The organism is Sphingopyxis sp. UBA6723, from assembly GCF_002454115.1.
In the GTDB taxonomy this organism is placed as follows: Bacteria; Pseudomonadota; Alphaproteobacteria; order Sphingomonadales; family Sphingomonadaceae; genus Sphingopyxis.
In genome coordinates this window covers 462323-484565 of sequence record NZ_DKIH01000013.1, presented here as the reverse complement: position 1 = coordinate 484565, position 22243 = coordinate 462323, and the positions used below count along the sequence as shown (strand labels likewise).

Annotated in this window: 18 protein-coding genes; 14 read left to right on the top strand and 4 right to left on the bottom strand. The window is 65.2% G+C overall.

Features of this window, described 5'->3' with window-relative positions; genetic code table 11:
- The first annotated feature begins 31 nt into the window (after positions 1–31).
- The 10 genes from tpiA (at position 32) to B4F07_RS15585 (ending at position 12850) form a co-directional block, all read left to right on the top strand.
- Entirely contained in the window at positions 32–781 is a 750-nt protein-coding gene (gene tpiA, locus B4F07_RS15630) for a triose-phosphate isomerase (protein WP_293700821.1), read from the top strand.
- 242 nt (positions 782–1023) lie between these two features.
- Positions 1024–1485, top strand: a complete 462-nt coding sequence (secG, locus tag B4F07_RS15625) for a preprotein translocase subunit SecG (protein WP_293700820.1) — start codon at positions 1024–1026, stop codon at positions 1483–1485.
- A 107-nt stretch (positions 1486–1592) separates the two neighbouring features.
- Positions 1593–3224 carry a CTP synthase gene (locus B4F07_RS15620; RefSeq protein ID WP_293700819.1) on the top strand — a complete coding sequence of 544 codons (1632 nt, stop codon included), beginning with the start codon at positions 1593–1595 and terminating at the stop codon, positions 3222–3224.
- 27 nt (positions 3225–3251) lie between these two features.
- Positions 3252–3935, top strand: a complete 684-nt coding sequence (locus B4F07_RS15615; protein WP_293700818.1) for a Crp/Fnr family transcriptional regulator — start codon at positions 3252–3254, stop codon at positions 3933–3935.
- 447 nt (positions 3936–4382) lie between these two features.
- Positions 4383–5633 carry a lipoprotein-releasing ABC transporter permease subunit gene (locus B4F07_RS15610; protein ID WP_293700817.1) on the top strand — a complete coding sequence of 417 codons (1251 nt, stop codon included), beginning with the start codon at positions 4383–4385 and terminating at the stop codon, positions 5631–5633.
- On the top strand, positions 5626–6303 hold the full coding sequence (locus tag B4F07_RS15605; RefSeq protein ID WP_293700816.1) for an ABC transporter ATP-binding protein: 678 nt from the start codon (positions 5626–5628) through the stop codon (positions 6301–6303). Before B4F07_RS15610 ends, B4F07_RS15605 begins: the two co-directional genes overlap by 8 nt.
- A 2-nt stretch (positions 6304–6305) precedes the next feature.
- Positions 6306–6893, top strand: coding sequence for a GNAT family N-acetyltransferase (locus B4F07_RS15600; protein WP_293700815.1), 588 nt, complete (start codon positions 6306–6308; stop codon positions 6891–6893).
- 4 nt (positions 6894–6897) lie between these two features.
- A complete protein-coding gene (locus B4F07_RS15595) occupies positions 6898–7377 on the top strand; it encodes a glutathione peroxidase (RefSeq protein ID WP_293700814.1) in 480 nt (159 codons plus the stop codon).
- 154 nt (positions 7378–7531) lie between these two features.
- Entirely contained in the window at positions 7532–11023 is a 3492-nt protein-coding gene (dnaE, locus tag B4F07_RS15590; RefSeq protein WP_293700813.1) for a DNA polymerase III subunit alpha, read from the top strand.
- Positions 11024–11251: 228 nt separating this feature from the next.
- Entirely contained in the window at positions 11252–12850 is a 1599-nt protein-coding gene (locus B4F07_RS15585; RefSeq protein ID WP_293700955.1) for a long-chain fatty acid--CoA ligase, read from the top strand.
- A gap of 88 nt (positions 12851–12938) precedes the next feature.
- Here B4F07_RS15585 and B4F07_RS15580 read toward each other — a convergent pair whose 3' ends face one another.
- The 4 genes from B4F07_RS15580 to B4F07_RS15565 form a co-directional block, all read right to left on the bottom strand.
- Positions 12939–14027, bottom strand: a complete 1089-nt coding sequence (locus B4F07_RS15580; RefSeq protein ID WP_414711701.1) for a PA0069 family radical SAM protein — start codon at positions 14025–14027, stop codon at positions 12939–12941.
- A 136-nt stretch (positions 14028–14163) separates the two neighbouring features.
- Complete coding sequence (gene moaB, locus B4F07_RS15575) at positions 14164–14688, bottom strand: molybdenum cofactor biosynthesis protein B (protein ID WP_293700812.1); 525 nt, start codon at positions 14686–14688, stop codon at positions 14164–14166.
- Positions 14678–16444 (bottom strand): lytic transglycosylase domain-containing protein, encoded by a 1767-nt coding sequence (locus tag B4F07_RS15570; RefSeq protein WP_293704884.1) that lies wholly within the window; start codon positions 16442–16444, stop codon positions 14678–14680. The genes moaB and B4F07_RS15570 overlap by 11 nt, the downstream gene beginning before the upstream one ends.
- A gap of 3 nt (positions 16445–16447) precedes the next feature.
- A complete protein-coding gene (locus B4F07_RS15565) occupies positions 16448–17236 on the bottom strand; it encodes a uracil-DNA glycosylase family protein (RefSeq protein ID WP_293700810.1) in 789 nt (262 codons plus the stop codon).
- Positions 17237–17356: 120 nt separating this feature from the next.
- Between B4F07_RS15565 and B4F07_RS15560 the strand changes: the two genes are divergently transcribed.
- Genes B4F07_RS15560 through B4F07_RS15545 form a run of 4 tightly spaced genes read left to right on the top strand, consistent with a single transcriptional unit; the run spans position 17357 to position 22242 of the window.
- Positions 17357–19012: an electron transfer flavoprotein-ubiquinone oxidoreductase gene (locus B4F07_RS15560; RefSeq protein ID WP_293700809.1), complete on the top strand. Its 1656-nt coding sequence runs from the start codon at positions 17357–17359 to the stop codon at positions 19010–19012.
- A gap of 49 nt (positions 19013–19061) precedes the next feature.
- On the top strand, positions 19062–20666 hold the full coding sequence (locus B4F07_RS15555) for a hypothetical protein (RefSeq protein WP_293700808.1): 1605 nt from the start codon (positions 19062–19064) through the stop codon (positions 20664–20666).
- Positions 20663–21514, top strand: coding sequence for a 4-(cytidine 5'-diphospho)-2-C-methyl-D-erythritol kinase (locus tag B4F07_RS15550; RefSeq protein WP_293700807.1), 852 nt, complete (start codon positions 20663–20665; stop codon positions 21512–21514). Before B4F07_RS15555 ends, B4F07_RS15550 begins: the two co-directional genes overlap by 4 nt.
- Positions 21511–22242 (top strand): N-formylglutamate amidohydrolase, encoded by a 732-nt coding sequence (locus B4F07_RS15545; RefSeq protein ID WP_293700806.1) that lies wholly within the window; start codon positions 21511–21513, stop codon positions 22240–22242. The genes B4F07_RS15550 and B4F07_RS15545 overlap by 4 nt, the downstream gene beginning before the upstream one ends.
- Position 22243 lies beyond the last annotated feature (1 nt).

Below are 22243 nucleotides of genomic sequence, written 5' to 3'. Positions count from 1 at the left end.
GGATCATTCGAACGGTGGGAGAGACGCGGCAATGGCACGGCGCAAATATGTAGTCGGCAACTGGAAAATGAACGGGCTATCGGCGGCGATTGCCGATGCGCAGGCGATTTTTGCGGCGGCCAAAGATCATCCCGGCGTCGATGTGGCGTTATGCCCGCCGTTCACGCTGATCGGTGGGATGGTCGCCGCGGCACCGGGCGCCGCCGTCGGCGGGCAGGATTGTCACAGCGCCGCATCGGGCGCCTTTACCGGATCGGTTTCGGCACTGATGCTGGCCGACGCCGGGGCGACGCTGGTGATCGTCGGGCATAGCGAGCGGCGCGAAGGCTGCGGTGAAAGCGACGCTGATATCCGCGCCAAGGCTGAGGCCGGGCTGGCGGCGGGACTGTCGGTGATCCTGTGCGTCGGCGAGCCGCGCGAAGTGCGCGAATCGGGCGGCGCGATCGATTATGTGCTCGCGCAGGTCGCCCAATCGGTCCCCGATGATTTTGACGCCACGCGGCTTTCCATCGCCTATGAGCCGATCTGGGCGATCGGGACCGGGCTGGTGCCGACGGTAGCCGATGTCGCGGCAATGCACGGTGCGATCCGCGGCGCGCTGACGGCGCGCTTTGGCGGCAAGGCGGATGATATGCGGCTGTTGTATGGCGGTTCGGTAAATGGCGACAATGCTGCCGAGCTGCTGGGGGCTGGCGATGTCGATGGTGCGCTGGTCGGCGGGGCGAGCCTGACCGCGGCGAAGTTTGTGCCGATTGTGGCGGCGACTGCGGCGCTGGGGTGAATAGCCTGATCCTCCCTGTGGCGAAGCCATGGGGAGGGGGACCGTCGCAGCAGGCGATGGTGGAGGGGCTGCGGCGTTGCGCCATGGCCCCTCCGTCAGCGCTTCGCGCNNGCTGCCACCTCCCCATCGCTGCGCCACAGGGAGGATCGTCGGGCGACGACGATATGCTTGAAGCCAAGCCGCTTCGTCTCTATGTGCGCCGCGAGCGCGGTTCGTTTGAGGGCGTGCAAGTTCAGGAAAATATGATGTCCAGCCTTTTCACCTTCATTCTCGTCCTGCAGGCGCTCGTTGCCGCGGCGATGATCGGCGTCATTTTGATGCAGAAGTCGGAAGGTGGCGGTTTGGGCGTCGGTGGCAGCCCCGGCGGGATGTTGTCGGCGCGCGGCGCGGCGGATTTCATGACCCGCGCGACGACCATTCTCGCGTGCCTGTTCGTCGGCCTGTCGATCGTCCTGGCGGCGATGGCCTCGGTCGGTCGCGGCGGTTCGACGATCGACACCTCGCTGTCGAAATCGGCGCAGACGAGCGGCGCGGCGCCGACGTCGTCGCTGACCGGTCCGGCGCAGCCGGCACCTTCTGCACCCGCGACGGCCGCTCCCGCTCCCGTGAGCGACGATCCGCTGGCCGCAGCGGCCGCGGCCGCGACGCAGGAAAGCGCTCCGGCACCGGCGCAGGCTCCCGCACAGGCACCCGCCAAGCAATAACTGACAGCTTCGGCTTTTGATTTAGCCCGCACCGCGGAAATAAATTCCGCGGCAAGCGATTCGACGGCTTGCGCCGTCCCCCTCCCGTTGAGTAAGTCTTTCCTCCCATGGCGCGGTTCATTTTTATCACCGGCGGCGTGGTCTCCTCGCTTGGCAAAGGTTTGATGGCGGCTAGCCTCGCGGCTTTGTTGCAAGCGCGCGGCTATCGCGTCCGGATTCGCAAGTTCGATCCCTATCTGAACGTCGATCCCGGGACGATGTCCCCGTACCAGCATGGCGAGGTCTATGTGACCGACGACGGCGCCGAGACCGACCTCGACCTTGGCCATTACGAGCGTTTCACCGGCGTCGCGGCGCGGCAGAGCGACAATATCACCTCGGGCCGCATCTATCAGCAGATCATCACCAAGGAACGCCGCGGCGATTACCTGGGCGCGACGGTGCAGGTCGTCCCGCATGTGACCGATGCGATCAAGGCGTTCGCGCGCGCCGAGCTCGACGACCTGGATTTCGTGCTGTGCGAAATCGGCGGCACCGTGGGCGACATCGAATCGCTGCCGTTCATCGAGGCGATCCGCCAGCTGCGCAACGAAGAGGGGCGCGACAAGACGCTGTCGGTCCATGTTACGCTGGTGCCGTATATTGCCGCGGCGGGTGAGCTGAAGACCAAGCCGACGCAGCATAGTGTTCGTGAACTCGCGTCGCTGGGCGTGCAGCCCGAAATCCTGCTCTGCCGCTGCGAACGGCCGCTGCCCGATGGCGAGCGCGCGAAGATCGCGCAATTTTGCAACGTGCGCAAAGAGGCGGTGATCCCGGCGCTCGACGCCGACAGCATCTATTCGGTGCCGGTGCAGTATCATGGCGAGGGGCTGGACAATGAGGTGCTGCGGCATTTCGGCATCCACGACGCGCCCGCGCCCGACTTGTCGCGCTGGTACGACATCATGGACCGCAAGCAGCATCCAGAGGGCGAGGTCACGATCGGCGTCGTCGGCAAATATGTGTCGCTGCCCGATGCCTATAAGTCGCTCAATGAAGCGCTCGTCCACGGCGGCATGGCGAACCGGGTCAAGGTCAATATCCGCTGGCTCGACGCCGAAATGTTCGAACAGGACGGTGACCTGGCCGCCAATCTGGAACCGATGCACGGCATTCTTGTCCCCGGCGGATTCGGTGAGCGCGGGTCCGAGGGTAAGATCGCGAGCGTCCAGTTCGCGCGCGAGCGCAACGTCCCTTTTTTTGGAATCTGCCTGGGCATGCAAATGGCGTGCATCGAAGGCGCGCGGAACACCAGCGGCATTGCCGACGCGTCGAGCACCGAATTCGGCAAAACCGGCGAGCCGGTGGTCGGCCTGATCACCGAATGGATGAGCGCCGAAGGCCTGCAAAAGCGTGGTGCCAACACCGACATGGGCGGCACGATGCGGCTGGGCGCCTATGACGCGAAGCTGTCGCCGAACAGCCATGTCGCGGCCGTCTATGGCGCCAATGACATCAGCGAACGCCACCGCCATCGCTACGAGGTCAATGGCGCCTATCGCGAACGGCTGGAAAAGGGCGGGCTGGTCTTTTCGGGCATGTCGCCCGACGGCATGTTGCCGGAAATCGTTGAGCGGCCCGACCATCCGTGGTTTATCGGGGTCCAGTTCCATCCTGAGCTCAAATCGAAGCCGTTCGACCCGCACCCGTTGTTCGCGGGCTTTATCGAAGCGGCGGTGAAGCAGAGTCGGCTGGTCTGACCGTTCGGATAAAGGGGTATCAGGGGCATGGATCACGCTAAACTCGCCGAGTTGCAAGGCCCCGAGAGTATCTTTGCCGGCCTGTCGGCCGAAGATTGGGCCGATATCACCAGCCGCGCGGTCCAGGTCAATTTCGTCAAGGGCAAGGAATTGCTGGTCCAGGGCGACCCGGGCGACATGATGCTGATCCTGACCCAAGGGACGGCGCGTGTGTCGATGCTGACCGGCGGCGGGCGCGAGATCGTGCTGGCCTATGCCGAACCCGGCGCGGTGCTGGGCGAGATCGCTCTGCTCGATGGCGGCGAACGCACCGCATCGGTGACCGCGACGAGCGCGGGCAGCGCCTTGCAGCTGGGCCGCAACGCGCTCAAGGATTTTGCCGCGAGCCACCCCGAATTTGCCTGGTCGCTGATGCAACAGCTGGCGCGGCGGCTGCGCACCGCCGACCAGACGATCGAAAGCGACCGCGCCTATGCGTCGGGGCCGCGGCTGGCGCGCTATCTGAAACGCCTGATCCACAAGGATGTCGAGGCGTCACACCGCGTTGAACTCAGCCAGACCGAGCTGGGCAATTTTGCCGGGATGAGCCGCGAGCATATCAACCGCCAGCTGAAAAGCTGGGAGGAATCGGGGGTGATTTCGCTGGAGCAGGGGCGGGTAAGGGTGCTCGATACCGCCATGCTGGAGGATATCAGCGAGAGCGAGGGGTGAAATTAGCCGTCGCCCCCGCGAAGGCGGGGGCCGCGCGCGGTATACACAACGATGTAGAGTAAGGCGGACGACGACCCCCGCTTTCGCGGGAGAGACGCTTAGGGTCGGAATCACAACGCCCGGGCCTCTTGCAAGACCCGGGCGCGTGTTGACGAACACTCGCCATCCCCTTTTGTTGCAAGCCCGGCGAAAGGCCTGCACTCCCTGGAACCGGGCCTTGGGGCCGCTTGATCCAGAAGTCATTGGGCTAGGCGCACGGGCCCCGTTTGTCACCCTGTGGAAGCCGTTGGGCGGCACTTTTGACTGCCGCTGTGGCTGATGGGCAACATATTCTGCGACTCGCTCGCAAGATGACGTCATGCGGGCGCCCATTGCCAGCGTTGCCGGTGCTGCGTAAAGCGGCGGGATGCGTGTCATCCCACATGCGCCGCAAAGGCCGATTGCTCCATGATCCTGCGTCCATACGAACGCACCATCTTCAAACGTTATATGCTTCCGCAGCGCGGCGAAGGGTTCATCTTTGTCGCTGCGGCGTTCAGCTTTGTTGCGGTCACGCTGGGCGTGGCGGCGCTGGTGATCGTGATGAGCGTGATGAACGGGGTGCGCGCCGACCTGTTCGACAAGATTGTCGGGCTCAACGGTCATGCGGTGGTGCAGGGCTTTGGCGGGCGGCTCGACGACTGGCGCGATGTGCTGAAACAGGCGCGGGCGACCCCCGATGTGGTGTCGGCGACGCCGCTGATCGAACAGCCCCTGCTCACGACCTTCAACGGCCGGGTCGAGGGCATTTTGGTGCGCGGCATGACCGTCCCAGATATTAGGAGTAACCAGACGCTGGGCGGCAAAGTGCTGCAGGGCAATCTGGACACCCTGACCGCCAATTCGGGCAACATCGCGATCGGCAGCGAACTGGCGCGCAATATCGGCGCGACGGTCGGATCGAACCTGACGATCATCAATCCTGCGGGACGGTCGACGCCGTTCGGAACGGTACCGCGCGAGATCAGTTACCGGGTGACCGCGGTGTTCGAGATCGGGGTCTATGACTTCGACAAAATGTACGTCGTGATGCCGATGGAGGATGCGCAATTGCTGCTGCTGACCGGCGATCAGGTCGGGATGATCGAGGTCAAGGTGACCGACCCCGACAAGGTCGGCGAGATATTGGCGCCGCTGAAAGAAAAGGTCGCGGCGCAGGCGGTGGTTTCGGACTGGCGGCAGATGAACAGCAGTCTGTTCGAAGCGCTTTCGATCGAGCGGGTTGCGATGTTCGTCATCCTGTCGCTGATCGTGCTGGTCGCCGCCTTCAACATCGTGTCGTCACTGATCATGCTGGTGCGCGCCAAGACGCGCGACATGGCGATCCTGCGTACGATGGGGGCGCCGCGCGATGCGGTGCTGCGCATCTTCATGGCGATCGGCCTGTCGATCGGCATTGCCGGGACGCTGATGGGCATGGCGCTCGGGTTCGGGCTGCTCTATTTCCGCCAGGGCGTGCTGCGCGGGGTCGAGTTTCTGACCGGCCAGCCGCTCTGGGATCCGTCGATCCGCTTCCTGACCGAATTGCCGTCGAAGCCCGACCCGTTCGAGATTGCCGGGATTGCGCTGATGGCGGTGGTGTTCAGCTTCCTCGCGACGCTCTATCCCGCGTTCAAGGCGGCAAATACCGATCCGGTGCAGGTGCTGCGTTATGAGTGACATGATCCTCGAGCTGGTCGCGCTCAAGCGCAGTTTCACGCAGGGCGATGTGACGATCGACGTGTTGCGCGGGGTCGACGCGCATCTGAGGCGCGGCGAGATCGTGGCGCTGCTCGGCCCGTCGGGGTCGGGCAAGTCGACCATGTTGCAGGCGGTCGGGCTGCTCGAAGGCGGGTTCGACGGGACGATCCGGATCGATGGCGCCGATGTCACCCAATATGACCAGGGCGAGCGGACCAAGACGCGGCGCGAGAAGATCGGCTTTGTGTATCAGTTCCACCATCTGCTGCCCGATTTCAACGCGATAGAGAATGTCGTGCTGCCGCAGCTGATCCGCGGGACGGCGCAGGCCGACGCCGAGGAACGCGCGGCGGAGCTGCTCGGGCGGCTGGGGCTGGGCGAGCGGTTGCAGCATAAGCCGAGCAAGCTGTCGGGTGGCGAGCAGCAGCGCGTCGCGGTCGCGCGCGCACTGGCGAACCGGCCGATGCTGGTGCTGGCGGACGAGCCGACCGGCAATCTGGACGAGGCGACCGCCGACCGGGTGTTCGACCAGTTCGTGTCGCTGGTGCGCGACCATGGCTCGGCGGCGCTGGTCGCGACGCACAACGAACGGCTGGCGGCGCGGATGGACCGTGTGCTGCGCTTGCACGATGGGCGGATCGAGACGTAGGCATGAGCGCGTGGACCGACCCGCCGACGCTGCGCGGCAAGCATGTCACGCTTCGCCCGCTGGAACACGACGACGCGTCGGCACTGGTAAAGGTGCTGACTCCGCTAGCCGGTCAATTCACCACCGGCGTCCCCACATCGCCCGACGATGACTGGTTTGCGCGCATTTGGGCGGAAACTGCCGCGTATCGCACCATGGCATTCGCGGTACTCGACAGCGAAGGCGCCATTGCGGGCACGACGCGCTTCATGCGCATGGCCAAAGCCCATCGCCGGGTGGAGATTGGCGGGACAATCTATGCGCCGCATGTCCAACGCACCGGCCTCAACACCGAAGCAAAGCGGATGCTGCTGGCCCATGCTTTCGACACGCTTGGCTGCCATGTCGTTCAGTTGCGCACCGACTGGCTGAACCATCGTTCGCGCGTCGCGATCGAGCGGCTTGGCGCCAAGCTCGACGGCGTCCTGCGCGGACATCTGGTGATGGCGGATGGCCATATCCGCGATTCGGTGGTCTATTCGATCATCGCTTCCGAATGGCCCGGCGTTCGTGCCAATCTCGACGATCGACTGGCGCGATACAAGGAGTAGAAAAATGACCAAGCTCACCGACTTTCCCGTTCGACTGGCCGATGGAACGATGGGCGATCTGTCGTCCTATGCCGGCAAGGTGCTGCTGATCGTCAACACGGCGTCCAAATGCGGCTTTACCCCGCAATATGAGGGGCTGGAGGAGCTGTACCGCGAGTATAAGGATCGCGGGTTCGAGGTGCTGGCCTTTCCGTGCAACCAGTTCGGGGCGCAGGAACCGGGCGATGCCGACGAGATCAAGAATTTCTGTTCGCTGACCTATGACGTCAGCTTTCCGGTGATGGCGAAGATCGAGGTCAATGGCGACGGCGCCGACCCGATATTCAAGCATCTGAAAAAGGAACAGACCGGGCTGCTGGGCAGCGGGATCAAGTGGAATTTCACCAAGTTCCTGGTCGGGCGCGACGGCAAGGTGGTTTCGCGGCATGCGCCGACGACGAAGCCTGAGCAACTGCGGAAAGAGATTGAGGCATTGTTGGGGTAACGTCCCCAAGCGTGTCATTGCGAGCGAAGCGAAGCAATCTCCAGCCATCGTTCATTGGCCACGATAGCTGGAGATTGCTTCGCTTCGCTCGCAATGACGTTTTTGTGAATTGAGATGATGGTCGAATCATCTCCGTCACGTTAGCGTCCCCGCCATGGCCTACAGCCCCTTTGTCCCCCTGCGCGTCTTTTCCAGTTACACGATGCTCGAAGGGGCGATCGAGCCGAAGGCGATCGCGAAAGCCGCCCGCGAGCGCGGGTTTCCGGCGATCGCGATCTGCGACCGCAACGGGCTGTACGGCGCGATGGCGTTTGGCGATGCGTGCAAGGCGGCGGGGGTGCAGCCGATCGTCGGGGCGCTGCTCAGTGTCGCGCGGCCGGGGCAGCGGCTGGCGAATGGCGCGCCGCAGATCGACTGGCTGGCGCTTTATGCGCAGGATGCGGCGGGATATGGCAATCTATGTGCGCTGGTGTCGCACGCCCATCTGGGCCGCCCCGTCGAGATGGACCCGCATGTCACGCTGGCCGACATGGCGGGGCGGACCGACGGGCTGATCTGCCTGACCGCGGGCGGCGAGGGCGCGCTGACGCGCTTGCTGGCGGGCGAGCAGGCGGTTGCGGCGTATGATTATATCGAGCAGCTGGAGGCGCTGTTTGCGGGGCGGCTCTACATCGAATTGTCGCGGCGCGACGATGCCGCCGAGATCGCTGCCGAAAAGGCGCTGATCGATCTGGCCTATGCGCGCGCGTTGCCGCTGGTGGCGACCAATCCGGCGAGCTTTGTCGAACCGCAATTCCACCCCGCGCACGACGCGATGCTCTGTATCGCGCAGTCGGCTTATGTCGAAAGCACCGACCGGCGGATGAGCAGCCCCGAGGCGTGGCTCAAGCCCGCCGAGGCGATGGAGGACGCATTTTCGGACCTGCCCGAGGCAATGCGCAACAGCTTGGTCGTCGCGCAGCGCTGCGCGTTCATGGCGCCCAACCGCGCCCCGATCCTGCCGAGCCTGGCCGGTGACCGTGAGGCGGAGGCGGCGCAGTTGGCGCGCGATGCCCGCGACGGGCTCGAAGCGCGGCTGGCGCTTTATGCCGAGCTGTCGGACGAGGAGCGGCAAACCTATATCGACCGGCTCGATTTCGAGGTCGGGGTGATCACCCAGATGGGGTTCCCCGGCTACTTCCTGATCGTGGCCGACTTCATCAAATGGGCGAAGGCGCAGGATATTCCGGTGGGGCCGGGTCGCGGGTCGGGCGCGGGCAGCGTCGTCGCCTGGGCGCTGACGATTACCGATCTTGATCCGCTGAAACTCGGCCTGCTGTTCGAACGCTTCCTCAACCCCGAGCGCGTGTCGATGCCCGACTTCGACATCGATTTTTGCGAAACGCGGCGCGGCGAAGTCATTCGCTATGTGCAGGAAAAATATGGCCGCGACACCGTCGCGCAGATCATCACCTTTGGTAAGCTGAAAGCGCGCGCGGTGCTCAAGGACACCGGCCGCGTGCTCCAGATGAGCTATGGCCAGGTCGATCGGCTGGCGAAGCTGGTGCCGAACCATCCGACCGATCCGTGGACGCTTGAACGCGCATTGAACGGCGTCAGCGAGCTGATGACCGAGTATAAGCAGGACGACGGGGTGCGGCGCCTGTTCGACATGGCGCGCCAGCTGGAAGGGCTGCCGCGGCACAGCTCGACCCACGCCGCCGGCGTGGTGATCGGCGACCGCCCGCTCGACCAGCTGGTGCCGCTCTATCGCGACCCGCGTTCGGACATGCCGGTGACGCAGTTCGACATGAAATATGTCGAGAGCGCGGGACTGGTGAAGTTCGACTTTCTCGGTTTGAAGACGCTGTCGGTGCTGAAAGAAGCGCGGCGGTTGCTGGCGCTGCGCGGCATCGACGTCGATCTCGACACGCTGAGTTGGGACGATCCGGCGGTGTACGAGCTGCTCCAGCGCGGCGAGACGGTCGGTGTGTTCCAGCTGGAATCCGAGGGGATGCGGCGCACGCTGTCGGCGGTGAAGCCGACCAATTTTGGCGACATCATCGCGCTCGTCGCGCTTTACCGTCCGGGACCGATGGACAACATCCCGCTGTTCGGCGCGCGCAAGAACGGGCGCGAGCCGATTGCCTATCCGCATCCGTTGCTCGAAGAGATCCTGTCCGAAACCTATGGCATCTTTGTCTATCAGGAACAGGTGATGCAGGCGGCGCAGATCCTGGCCGGCTACAGCCTGGGCGGCGCCGACCTGCTGCGCCGCGCGATGGGCAAGAAGGTGCAGGCGGAGATGGATGCGCAGCGCGACACCTTTGTCAAAGGGTGCGGCGAGCATAACCAGATTGCGCCCAAGGCGGCGAACGAGCTGTTCGACTTGATCGACAAATTTGCGGGCTATGGTTTCAACAAGAGCCATGCGGCCGCTTACGCCCTGCTGTCGTACCAGACGGCGTGGTTGAAGGCGCATTATCCGCACGAATTTTTTGCCGCGTCGATGTCGTTCGACAGCCATCAGACCGACAAATTGTCGATCTTTATCGATGACATGCGCCGGTCGGGCATCGCGGTGGCGCCGCCGTCGATCAACGAAAGCGAGGCCGATTTTTCGGTCGGGCAGAGCGGCGACGAACTGACGGTGCGGTTCGCGCTGGGTGCACTGAAGGGGGTCGGCGAGAAGGCGATGGAGGCACTAGTCGCCGAGCGGCGCGCGAAGGGCGATTTTGTCAGCCTCGACGATTTTGCGGCGCGGATCGACCCCAAGCAGCTCAACCGGCGTCAGATCGAGGCGCTGGCGGGGGCGGGGGCGTTCGACAGTATCGAGCCCAATCGCCCGCGCGCCTATGCCGGGGCCGAAAGCCTGCTCGCCTGCGCCAACAGCTCGGCGCACGAGCGGTCGACCGGGCAGGGCGGATTGTTCGGCGGCGACATTGACGTCGCGCCGGTGTTGCAACTGCCGACCGCCGAACCATGGACGCTCGCCGAGCGGATGACGCGCGAGAAGGAGGCGTTCGGCTTTTATTTCTCGTCGCACCCGGTCGAACAATATGAGGCGATCGTCGCGGCGCGCGGCGCGCGGACCTATGGCGACATCTGCTCGCAGGTCGAAATGACGCCGGGAACGCGCATTCCGATGATGATGGCGGGCATGGTCGAAAACGCCAAGGCGCGGGTGTCGCAGCGCGGCAACCGGTTCCTGAATTTGACGCTGTCCGATCGCAGCGGACAATTCCAGTCGAGCTGTTTCGACGAACAGACGTGCAAGCTGCTCGAGACGCTGGCGGTCGATGGCGGCTGTGCGATCCTGTCGGTCGAGCTCGACCTGCTCGAAGGCGAAGAAACGCCGCGCGTGACGGTGCGCGGAGCGCAGCCGCTGGCCGAGATCGCGGCGACCGCGGCGCTGGAGCTGACGTGCCGCGTCGCACTGCCCGAGGCGATCGCCGACATGGCGCGACTGCTGGAAAAGCGCGACGATGCGCGCGGCAAGGTGATCGTCGTGGCCGACGATCCCGACACCGGCGGCGAGATCAGGATATGCCTGGGGCGCCGCTTCGCGCTTGGCCCCGATGTCGTGGGGCGGCTCGAAACCGTCGCCGGGATAAGCGAAACCGCGCTGTCGCTGGTGACGCCGCGCGATTTTCGGGTGCGCGGATAGGCACCGTTGATCCTCCCTGTCGCGTAGCGATGGGGAGGTGGCAGCGCGAAGCGCTGACGGAGGGGCTTTCACACTACCGTCGCGGCCGCTCCACCACCGCTTCGCGGCGGTCCCCCTCCCCATGGCTGCGCCACAGGGAGGATCGCCAGTTTTCGATGCCCCTTGCCACATGGACCGTCCTCGCCTTATTCCTTGGGGAAACGAGAGAGGAATGCTTGAATGTCCGGAATGCAGAGCCAGCCGCTGCTGGTCACCAGCCTGATCGACCATGCCGCGCGCGAACATGCGGGGCGCGAAATCATATCGCGCTGGGCCGATGGCAGTTTGACGCGATCGAACTGGGGCGAGGTCGGGCAGGATGCGCGGCGCTTTGCCGCGGCGATGACCCGGCTGGGTATGAAGAAAGGTGACCGCATCGCGACGCTGGCGATGAACCATGGCCATCATCTGGTCAGCTGGTACGGCAGCGCGGGGATCGGCGGGGTGCTGCACACGGTCAACCCGCGGCTGTTCGACGAACAGCTGGTCTATATCATCAACCATGCCGAGGATCGCGTGCTGCTGTTCGACGTGATGTTCCTGCCTATCGTCGAGCGGCTGCGCGGACAATTGCCGACGGTCGAGCATTTCATCCTGTTCGATGCGCCGGCGCAGGGGGATTACAAGTCGTACCGCGACCTCATCGACGCCGAGGATGGCAGCTTTGAGTGGGTCGATCTCGACGAGCGCGATCCGGTCGGGCTGTGCTACACCAGCGGTACGACGGGCAACCCGAAGGGCGTTCTCTACGAGCATCGCTCGAACGTCATCCACGCGATCACCGAGATCCAGCCCGATGTGTTCGACATGTCGAACCGCAGCGTGATCCTGCCGATCGTGCCGATGTTTCATGCCAACAGCTGGGGCATTCCCTTTGCCGCGGCGACCGTGGGCGCCAAGCTCGTCTTTTCGGCGACCAATGATGCCGCGGTGCTGTGCGATCTGATGCATAGTGAGGGCGTTACGCACAGCGCCGGGGTGCCGACGGTGTGGATCGCGATGTTCGCGCATATGGACGCGACCGGGATCGACTATGGCAAGCTGCACCGCGTGATCATCGGCGGCTCGGCGTGCCCGCGCGCGATGATCGAACGGTTTATGCGCGCCGGAATCGATGTCGGCCACGCATGGGGGATGACCGAAACCAGCCCGATCGGGACGATGGGCAAGCGGCCGTGGAACTGGGACGAGATGAGTTTTGACGAGCGCGTCGATGTGGTCGCGCGGCAGGGCTGCCCGCCGTTCGGGGTCGAGCTGCGCATCGTCGACGACGAAGATAAGGAACTGCCGCGCGACGGGGTGACGAGCGGGCGGCTGCAATGCCGCGGGCCGTGGATCATCCAGCGCTATTTCAAGGCCGATGCCGATGCGGCCGATGCCGACGGCTGGTTCGATACGGGCGACGTATCGGTGATCCATCCCGATGGCGTCATGCAGATCACTGACCGGGCGAAGGATGTGATCAAGTCGGGCGGCGAATGGATTTCGTCGATCGAACTGGAAAATGCCGCGGTGGGTGCGCCGGGGGTGCAGGAAGCGGCAGCCGTGGGCGTCTATCACCCGAAGTGGGACGAGCGGCCGATCCTGCTGATCGTGAAGAAACCGGGCGCCGAGGTGAGCGAGGCGAGCATCGTCGAATATCTGCAGGACAAGATCGCCAAATGGTGGCTGCCCGACGAGGTCGTGTTCGTCGACGAGCTGCCGCATACGGCGACGGGGAAAATTTTGAAGCGGCAGATCCGGGATGATTATAAGGATTATAGGCTTAAGTCGCTGGCGGGGGTGTAAACCACTTCGTCATTGCGAGCGAAGCCAAGCAATCCAGAGCCCGCGTAAACCGCTCTGGATTGCTTCGCTTCGCTCGCAATGACGGGGACTAGAACAACTCCATCTGCCCGTCGCGCTCGGGCGGCCTGAACAGGTCGCTGCGCAATGACGGAAACCGCCTATCCATGCCATGCTCGCGCGCCGCGCGCTTGACGCGGGTGCGGATCAACTGCGCCCACACCCCTTTGCCCTTCATCCGCGTGAAGAACCCGGCGTCATTGTCGCGGCCGCCGCGGATGTCCTGCACCATGTGCATCACCTTGTCGGCGCGGTCGGGGTAGTGGGCGGCGAGCCAGGCGCGGAACAAAGGCGCGACCTCATAAGGCAGGCGCATGAGGATGTACGAAGCGCGGATCGCGCCGGCCTGCGCCGCGGCGGCCATGATCGCTTCGATCTCGTGATCGGTGATCGCAGGGATGATGGGGGAGATATTGACCTGCGTCGGTACCCCGGCGTCGATCAGCTGGCGGATTGCGGCGAGACGGCGTTTGGGGTGCGGGGCGCGCGGTTCAAGGGTGCGCGCGAGAGCGGGGTCGAGCGTCGTGACCGAGATCGCGACGCCGATCAGATTGTCGCGCGCCATATCGGCGAGCAGGTCGATATCGCGGAGCAGCCGGTCGGATTTGGTGGTGATCAGCAGCGGGTGGCGCGTTTCGGCGAGCACCTCGATCACCGAGCGGGTTATGCCCCAGTCGCGCTCGATCGGCTGGTAACCGTCGGTATTGGTGCCGATCGCGAGCGGGGCGGGGATGTAGCCGCGCTTCGCCAGCTCAGCGCGCAGCAGCTTTGCGGCATCGGGCTTGGCGAACAGGCGGCTTTCGAAATCGAGCCCGGGGGAGAGGTCGTGAAAGGCGTGGGTCGGGCGCGCGTAGCAATAGATGCAGCCATGCTCGCAGCCGCGATAGGGGTTGATCGAACGGTCGAAGCCGATGTCGGGGGAGGTGTTGCGCGCGATGATCGTTTTGGGATGTTCGACGGTGACGGTGGTGCGCAGCGGCGGCGGGGTGCCGTCGATGAGCTCCGCGGCGTCTAGCCAGTCGCCGTCGGGTTCGCGGTCGAGCGATCCGGTGCGGGTTGGGCGCGGGTTGGCGGGAGCGCCGCGGCCGGAGATCGGGGGGAGAGGTTTGGTGGATTCCACCGAGAGAGGATATCGCGGCAATAGGAACAAAGAAAGAACATTGTTGCATCGTCATCCCGGCGAAGGCCGGGATCTCACCGGTGATGGGTGACGATAGGGAGAGATCTCGGCCTTCGCCGGGATGACGGAGTGGGAGTTACTCCATCAACCGCGGCATCAAATCCACGAAATTGCACGGCTTGTGCCGGCTGTCGAGCTGGGTCGCCAAAATGCCTTCCCACGCGTCGGTCACCGCACCGGTCGAACCCGGGAGCGCGAAAATATAGGTGCCGCGCGCGACCACCGCACAGGCGCGTGATTGGATCGTCGAGGTGCCGATCGTCTGGTAGCTGAGCCAGCGGAACAGTTCGCCGAAGCCGGGAATATCCTTGCCGTCGAGCCGGTGCAGCGCTTCGGGCGTCACGTCGCGGCCGGTCAGGCCGGTGCCGCCGGTGGTGATGACGACATCGACGTCGGGGTCGTCGATCCAGTTGTGGAGGCGCGAGACGATAAGGTCGGTTTCGTCCTTGATAATCGCGCGCGCGGCGAGGATGTGACCCGCGGCGGTCAGCAATTCCTCCAGCTTGTCGCCCGAGCGGTCTTCGGCCGCGCTGCGGCTGTCCGAAATCGTCAGGAGCGCGATCCGGACGGGTTTGAAGGTCAGGCTTTCGTCAATCGGCATTGGCCAAGCCACCGGCGTATGTCAGCCGGGTGCGGTCCTTGCTATCGGGGAAGCGCGGCCATTTGCCCTGCGCTAGCGCGGCGCGGCTGACCGAGGGTTTGCCCTGCTGCGCTTCGTACATCCAGTAGTTGCGAAGCACGATTCCGACATAGCCGCGCGTTTCCCAATAGGGGATCGATTCCATATAGAGCAGCGGGTCGCCATTGTCGCGGATTTCGGACTGCCAGCGCGCGATCGGGGCGGGGCCGGCGTTATAGGCGGCGATCACCTTGGGCAGCTGGCCGCCGGTGGAGGCGTCGCGCGCCAGATATTGCAGATAGCTTTGCCCCATGTCCATGTTGACGGCGGGGATCGAAAGGTCGCGGGTGTCGATCGTGTCGCCGCGCCAGCGCGCGACGTCGCGCGCGGTGCCGGGCCGGACCTGCATCAATCCCTTGGCACCCGCGGGGCTGACGACGGCACGCTGGAACCGCGATTCCTGCAGGGTGTGGGCAAAGACCAGCGCCGGGTCGACCTTCCACCCGCCATTGGGTTCCCATTTCGGCTGCGGATAGCGGGCGTGCGCGGCGGGTTTGCGGCCCTGCGGCGTGTTGTGGGCGAGATAAAGCTGCGTTTCAGGCAGGCTGAGCGCGCCCGCCATGGCAAGCAACTGCTCGTGCTGGCGCATATCGCCGATCCGCGCTTGATGGCGGAGGACCGCATCGGCATATTTATCCTCGCCGATTTCCGACAGTGCCATCGCGGCACGGACGTTGGGCAGGTTTTCAAGCGCGCGCCAGGCGGAGCGATCGGCGCGGACCAGTTCGCGCTGGCTGTTGGTCGCGACGCCAAGCGTTTCGACCGCGAGCATCCCGTAAAAGGTTTCTTCATTGGCGGCGGCGGCGCGCAGGCGCGATTGCACGGCAGCGGGTTGACCGGCGGCGATGGCGGCGCGGGCGGCCCAATAATAGGCCGCGGCGCGCAGTTCGCTGTCGGGGGCTTCGCGCGATACGCGATCGAAGGCGGTGAGTGCGGTGGGATAGTCACGGGTGCGCCAAGCGGCGAGCCCCTGAACCCACGCGCCCTGCGTCGACCAGGCGCTGCGCCCGCCCGAACATTCAGCGGCGAGGCGCAATGCGTTCGCATCGTCATTTTCGATATAATAGGACCAGGCGACCTTTTGGCGCCATTCGTCGCGGGCTTCGGAGGTTAGCCGGTCGGCGACCGCGTTGAGCAAAGCCTCGGCGCCCGCGGGGTCGTCATTCTTGATCCGATCGGGGATGGTGCGGGTCAGCGCGGCGGCCACGGGGTCGCTGCTGATCGCGTCGGCGCCCAGACGGCGCGGGGCGCTGCCGGCCCAGGCGAGGCGCGCTTGTGAGGGGAGCGACGGCAGGTCGGTTGCGCCGCGCTTGGTGGCGAGGCGGCCGAGTTGTTCGGCCTGCGGCAGATAGGGCGAGCGCAACAGGATCGGCAGGATGTCGGCGACTTCGGCGCGCGGGCTGTTGGGTGCAGTGAGCAGTTCGGCGCGCAGGAAATCGGTGAGCGGGCCACCCTCCGACCCGTCGAGCAATGCCTTGGCATCGGCCCAGCGCTGGCCGCGGATCGCGGTGAGCACCTGCGTATAAAGCTGTTTCTGTTTCGACGACAAAATGTCGGGTACCGTTTGCGGGGCCGCGATAATGTCGCGGCTGCTGGCATCGGCGGCCAAAGCGGGCGTCGCCGCCACGGCTGCTGAAAAAATAACGCTGGAAATCAAACTTCTGGTCATCATCTTCATCTGTCAACGTCCCCGGTTGAGCAGTTTCAGGCTGTCCCAGGCCGCCGCCTTTTGCGCGGGCCGGGCCAGGAGCATCGCGGGATGCGCCACAGCCACCGTCTCCACCTTGCCGCCATCTTGGTTAATATCGAGTAACTTTCCGCGGGTTTCGGGTAATTCGCTCGCTGCGGCCATCCGGACGATGTCGCTGCCGATCAGCAGAAGGCGCTCAGGCTTCGCGAGCCGCAGATGATGCCAGAGCAGCCGGTCGAGCTCGGCGGCCTCGGCGCCGTCGCAGCGGCCCCCCGCGGGGCGGGTGACCGCGAGGCTGGCAACATAACAAGCGTCGCGCGTCGTCCCGATAGCGCGGAGCATGGCGTCGAGTAGCTGGCCCGCGGCACCGGTGAACAAGGCGCCGTCGCGCTGGTCGTCGATTTCGGGCCATGCAGTGAGCAGCATCAGCGGCGCTTCGGTCTGGCCGACGGGCAAAATGCGGCGCGCGTCCCACTGACTGCCCGGCACATCGTCGCTGGTCGCGAGCCAGTGCTGAAATCCGTCCCAAGCATCGGGAAAGACGACCGGTCCCTTAGTTTCGACAGGTTGCGGCGATTCCTGACGCTGCAAAATGGCGGGCAGGGGCGCCGCTTCGGGTTCGGGGGCTATGGTCGGTTTGGGCCGCGGTGACGCAGCGTCATTCGCCGGCGGAAGGACGAGCCAGCCCGCCGGTTCCTCGCCCACCAGCGCATCGACGCCCGCCAGCGACCACCAGTCGCTTATGCTTTCCGCCAGCAAGGCTGATTGTGACCCACCCATGTGATTTATCCAAACAGCCTGTTGACGGACACGTCAATTGGCGGGCATCGCATTTCGTGACAGAATGAGCGCCGCTTACGATGAACGATCGGCGCCGGGACGGCAGAAAGGGTTAGCCAAGTGAGCGAACGGGAATCGATGCCCTATGACGTGGTCATCGTCGGTGCTGGGCCGGCAGGACTTTCGGCGGCGATCCGCCTCAAACAATTGGCGAATGACGCGGGCAGCGAGCTGTCGGTCTGTATCTTGGAAAAAGGGTCCGAGGTCGGCGCGCATATCCTGTCGGGCGCGGTGATCGATCCCAAATCGCTCGACGAACTGCTGCCCGAATGGCGCGACATGGGCTGTCCGATGGCCGAGGTTCCGGTCAACGACAACCAGCATTGGGTGCTGACCAAGACCAAGAAGATCGGGGTGCCGCACTTCATCACGCCCGGTTTCATGCACAACAAGGGCACGTACACCGGCAGTCTGGGGAATCTGTGCCGCTGGCTGGCCGAGCAGGCCGAAGGACTGGGGGTCGAAATCTTCCCCGGCTTTCCGGCGGCCGAAATCCTCTATAACGACGACGGTTCGGTCAAGGGCGTCGCCACCGGCGACATGGGCGTGGCGCGCGATGGCAGCCACAAGGCAGACTATGCGCCCGGCCTTGAGCTCCACGCGAAATATACCTTTTTTGGCGAAGGCGTGCGCGGGCATCTGACCAAGATGCTGAAACCGCAATTCGCCCTCGACGCCGACTGCGAGCCGCAGGTCTATGGGCTGGGCGTCAAGGAATTGTGGGACATCGATCCCGAAAATCATGCGCCGGGCCGGGTGATTCACACGCAGGGCTGGCCGCTCGACGAACATGCCAATGGCGGCGGGTTCCTCTATCATCAGGCGAACGGGCAGGTTGCGCTGGGTTTCGTGACCTGGCTCAATTACCGCAATCCGCACATCTCCCCTTTCCAGGAGATGCAGAAGTGGAAAACGCATCCCGAGATCGCGAAGATTTTGAAGGGCGGCAAGCGCGTTTCCTATGGCGCGCGTGCGATCAGCGATGGTGGGTATCAGTCGGTGCCGAAGCTGGCGTTTCCGGGCGGCGCGCTGATCGGTGACAGCGCCGGTTTCCTGAACGTGCCGCGGATCAAGGGCACCCACACCGCAATGAAATCGGGGATGATGGCGGCCGAGGCGGCGTTTGCCGCGGTCGCCGCAGGGCGCGGCAGCGACACGCTCGACGCCTATCAGGCGGCGTATGACGACAGCTGGGTCAAGAAAGAACTGAGCGTGGTGCGCAACGTGTTGCCGCTCGTCGAAAAATGGGGCGATCTGGGCGGGACGATCCTGTCGGGGATCACGATGTGGCTGGAAACGCTCAAGATCAAAGTCCCGTTCACGATGAAGCATCATCCGGACAATGAGAGCCTGTACCGCGCCGACATGATGCCGAAGCCCGATTATCCCAAGCCCGACGGGGTGCTTACGTTCGACCGCTTGTCCTCGGTGTTTGTGTCGAACACCAATCATGAAGAGGACCAGCCGGTCCATTTGCAGCTCAAAGACCCGTCGATCCCGGTGGCCTATAACTTGCCGCTGTATGACGAGCCCGCGCAGCGCTATTGTCCGGCGGGGGTTTACGAGATTGTCGGCGAGGAAACGGGCGATCCCAAATTCGTGATCAACGCGCAGAATTGCGTCCATTGCAAGACGTGCGACATCAAGGATCCGACCCAGAATATCAACTGGGTTACCCCCGAAGGCGGCGGAGGCCCCAATTACCCGAATATGTAAGTTCGCGCGGGCGTTTCTGGCCGTTGGTGGGCTCGCCGCGGCGGCGCCGGTGCGGGCCGCCGACGATGGCGGCGCGGCGCTGAACGCGCTGGTGCGGGCGCGGCTGGCTGAGGCGGGGGGTGAGCCCGCTGCGGCGCTGGCGGCGCTGACCGATGTATCGAGCCTGGCGCCGGGCCTGCCCGGGGTGCGCGGGCGGATATTGGAACAGGCGATCGAAGCCGGCGACCTCGCCGCGGCGCGCACCGCGGCGTTGCAGCTTTGGACCGCGGGCGATCGCCGGTTCGATGCGCAGCTCGTGCTGATGGTCGATGCGATGCGGCGGTCGGACTGGAAAGCGGCGCGCGATTTTATGTCGGGCCGCGGCGACAAGACGGGCGCCGACACGATCGCGCGGCTGATCCTGCCGACGGTCAATGCGTGGATCGACGTCGGTGCGCGCGAAAAACAGCCCGAACGGCATTTGCTCGACGTCAGCGGTCGGACGCGGCCCGAACCGGCGCTCACCTTGCAGGTGGCGCTGGTGCAGCTGGCAACCAAGCGCGCCGATGAGGCGGCGGCGCTGACCGACGCGATTGTTTTGACCGACCGTACGAGCCAGTTGGTCGGGCTGCGGCTGGCGGCGACGCTCGACAAGGCGGGGCAGGATGATGCGGCCGAGCGGCTGCGCGGGCGGATCGCGCTGGCGGCGGAGCAGCGCGAGGATCCGATGCTGCTGCTGCCCGATCAGGCGGTGACGACGCCGCGGGCCGGGGTGGCGCAATGGCTGGGATTGCTTGCCGACGGGCTGGCGCGGGTGCCGAACGGCAACACCAAACTGCCGCTGCTGTTCTCGCGCGCCGCCTTTTGGCTTAACGATGCGGATTGGGCGGTGCGTGCGACTCTGGTCGAAACACTCGACCGCAATGGCCAGCGCGATGCGGCGGCGGCGTTGATCGACGGCGGGCGCGCCGATTGGCCGCCAGTGCTGGCGATGCGGCGCGCCGAATTGCTGGCCGATGGCGGCGACTTGGCGGAGGCGACGAAGCTGGCCGAAACCGCAGCGGCGGGTGATGCGCCGCGCAGCCTGCTGGTGCGGCTGGCCGATATTGCGCGGCGCTCGGAGGATCCGAAAGCCGCCGCGCGCGCTTATAAACGGCTGGAGGCGGCGCTGGGCGAGGACGAGGGCGACCAGATGCTGCGCGGCTCGTTACTGATCGCGCGCGCGGAGTTGTTGTTGCGGGCAGACGAATGGGACGCCGCGGCGCCATTGATGGAACGCGCGGTAGCGCTGCGTCCGAACGATGCCGCGGTGCTGAATTTCGCGGGCTATTCGGCGCTCGAACGACGCAAGGATGTCAAGCAGTCGCTGGCCCGGATCGAGACGGCGTGGGCGCAGGAGCCGCAGAATGCCAGCATCACCGATTCGCTCGGCTGGGCCTTTTTCCTGACCGGGCGCACCGACGATGCGGTCGAACTGCTCGAAAAGGCGCAGCGCGGCGAGCCGGCCAACGCCGTGATCGTCGAGCATCTGGGCGATGCCTATTGGCAGGCGGGGCGCAGGTTCGAGGCGCGATATAAATGGCGCGCGGCGGCACTGCTGGCGGAGGCGGAGATGGCGACGCGGCTGGCGGCAAAGCTGCGCGACGGGCTGACCGCGGCGACGACCGCGCCATGAGCAGGGCGATGATCGAGACGGGGTGGGCGAAGATCAACCTGGCGCTGCATGTGCGGGCGCGGCGGAGTGACGGTTATCACGAGATAGAGACACTGTTCGCGTTCGTCGATGGCGGCGACGGGATCGTTGCCGAGGTGGCGGATGCGGATCGGCTGACCATCGTCGGCGAATTTGCCGAGGGGTTGAGCGACGGCGCGGATAATCTGGTGATGAAGGTTCTGGCGCTGCTGCGCGCGCGCTACGGCGCCGACCGGGTGCCGCCGCTGGCGATGACGCTGACCAAGCGGTTGCCGGTTGCGGCGGGGATCGGTGGCGGGTCGGCGGATGCGGCGGCGATGGCGCGGCTGGTGCGGACGCATTTCCTGCCCGAGCTGGGCGATGCGGTGCTAGCGCGGGTCATCAGCCCGCTCGGCGCCGATATTGCCGCGTGCGTCGCGAGCGCGACCTGTCTGGGGGTCGGGGTTGGCGAGGAATTGAGCCCGGTTCCCGAATTGCAGCTGGCGGGGACGCCGGTGCTGCTGGTCAACCCGCGCCAGCCGGTTGCGACCGGGCCAGTGTTTGCGGCGTGGGACGGGATCGATCGCGGGGAATTGTTCGGCGATCCGGCGGGGCGGGCGCAGTTGCTGGCGGCGCGCAATGACTTGCAGCGTCCGGCGATCGCGCAGTGTACGGCGATTGCCGATGTGCTGCTCGAACTCGGGGCGCTGCGGCCTTGGCTCGCGCGCATGTCGGGATCCGGGGCGACCTGTTTTGCCTTGTTCGATGCAGCGGCCGAGCGCGATGCGGCGGCGGAGTCGCTGGCGCAGAGTCATCCGCACTGGTGGCAGCTGGCGGGTGCGCTGCGATGAGCGAGGCGTGGCGCCAGCTTGGCACTCCGCGCGCGGGCGGCATCCTGCTGATTGCCGATCATGCGTCGAACCATGTCCCGGATGACATCGACCTTGGCATCGATTCCCCGCTGCTGACCAACCATATCGCGATTGATATAGGGGTGGCCGAGGTCGCTACGCTGCTGGTTGCGGAGGGCGCGGTCGATGCAGCGATCTTGGGCGGTGTGTCGCGGCTGGTCGTCGATTGCAACCGCGAGGAGGACGCGCCGGGGGTGCTACCGATCGCCAGCGACGGGCATGCGGTGCCGGGCAATGCGCTGGACGACGCGGCGCGCGAGGCGCGGCTGGCGCGGTTCTTCCGGCCCTATCACGACCATATTGCTGCGACGATTGCGGCGCATCGCCCGGCGATGATCCTGTCGCTGCACAGCTTTACCCCGTCACTGGCGGCGCATCCCGAGCAGGAGCGGCCCTGGCATGTGGGGGTGCTGTACAATGAGGACGACCGGCTCGCTTCGACGGCAATTGCGGCGCTGGAGGCCGAAGAGCTGAATGTCGGCGATCAGCTGCCCTATTCGGGCAAGCTCCTCAACGCGACGATGAACCGCCATGCCGAGGGCAATGCTATTCCCTATGTCGGGATCGAGATGCGGCAGGACCTGGTTGGCGATGCGGCGGGGCAGGCGCTGTTTGCGGCGCGGCTGGCGCGCATGTGCCAGAAAGTGGCGTTGAACATCGCGGGATAGG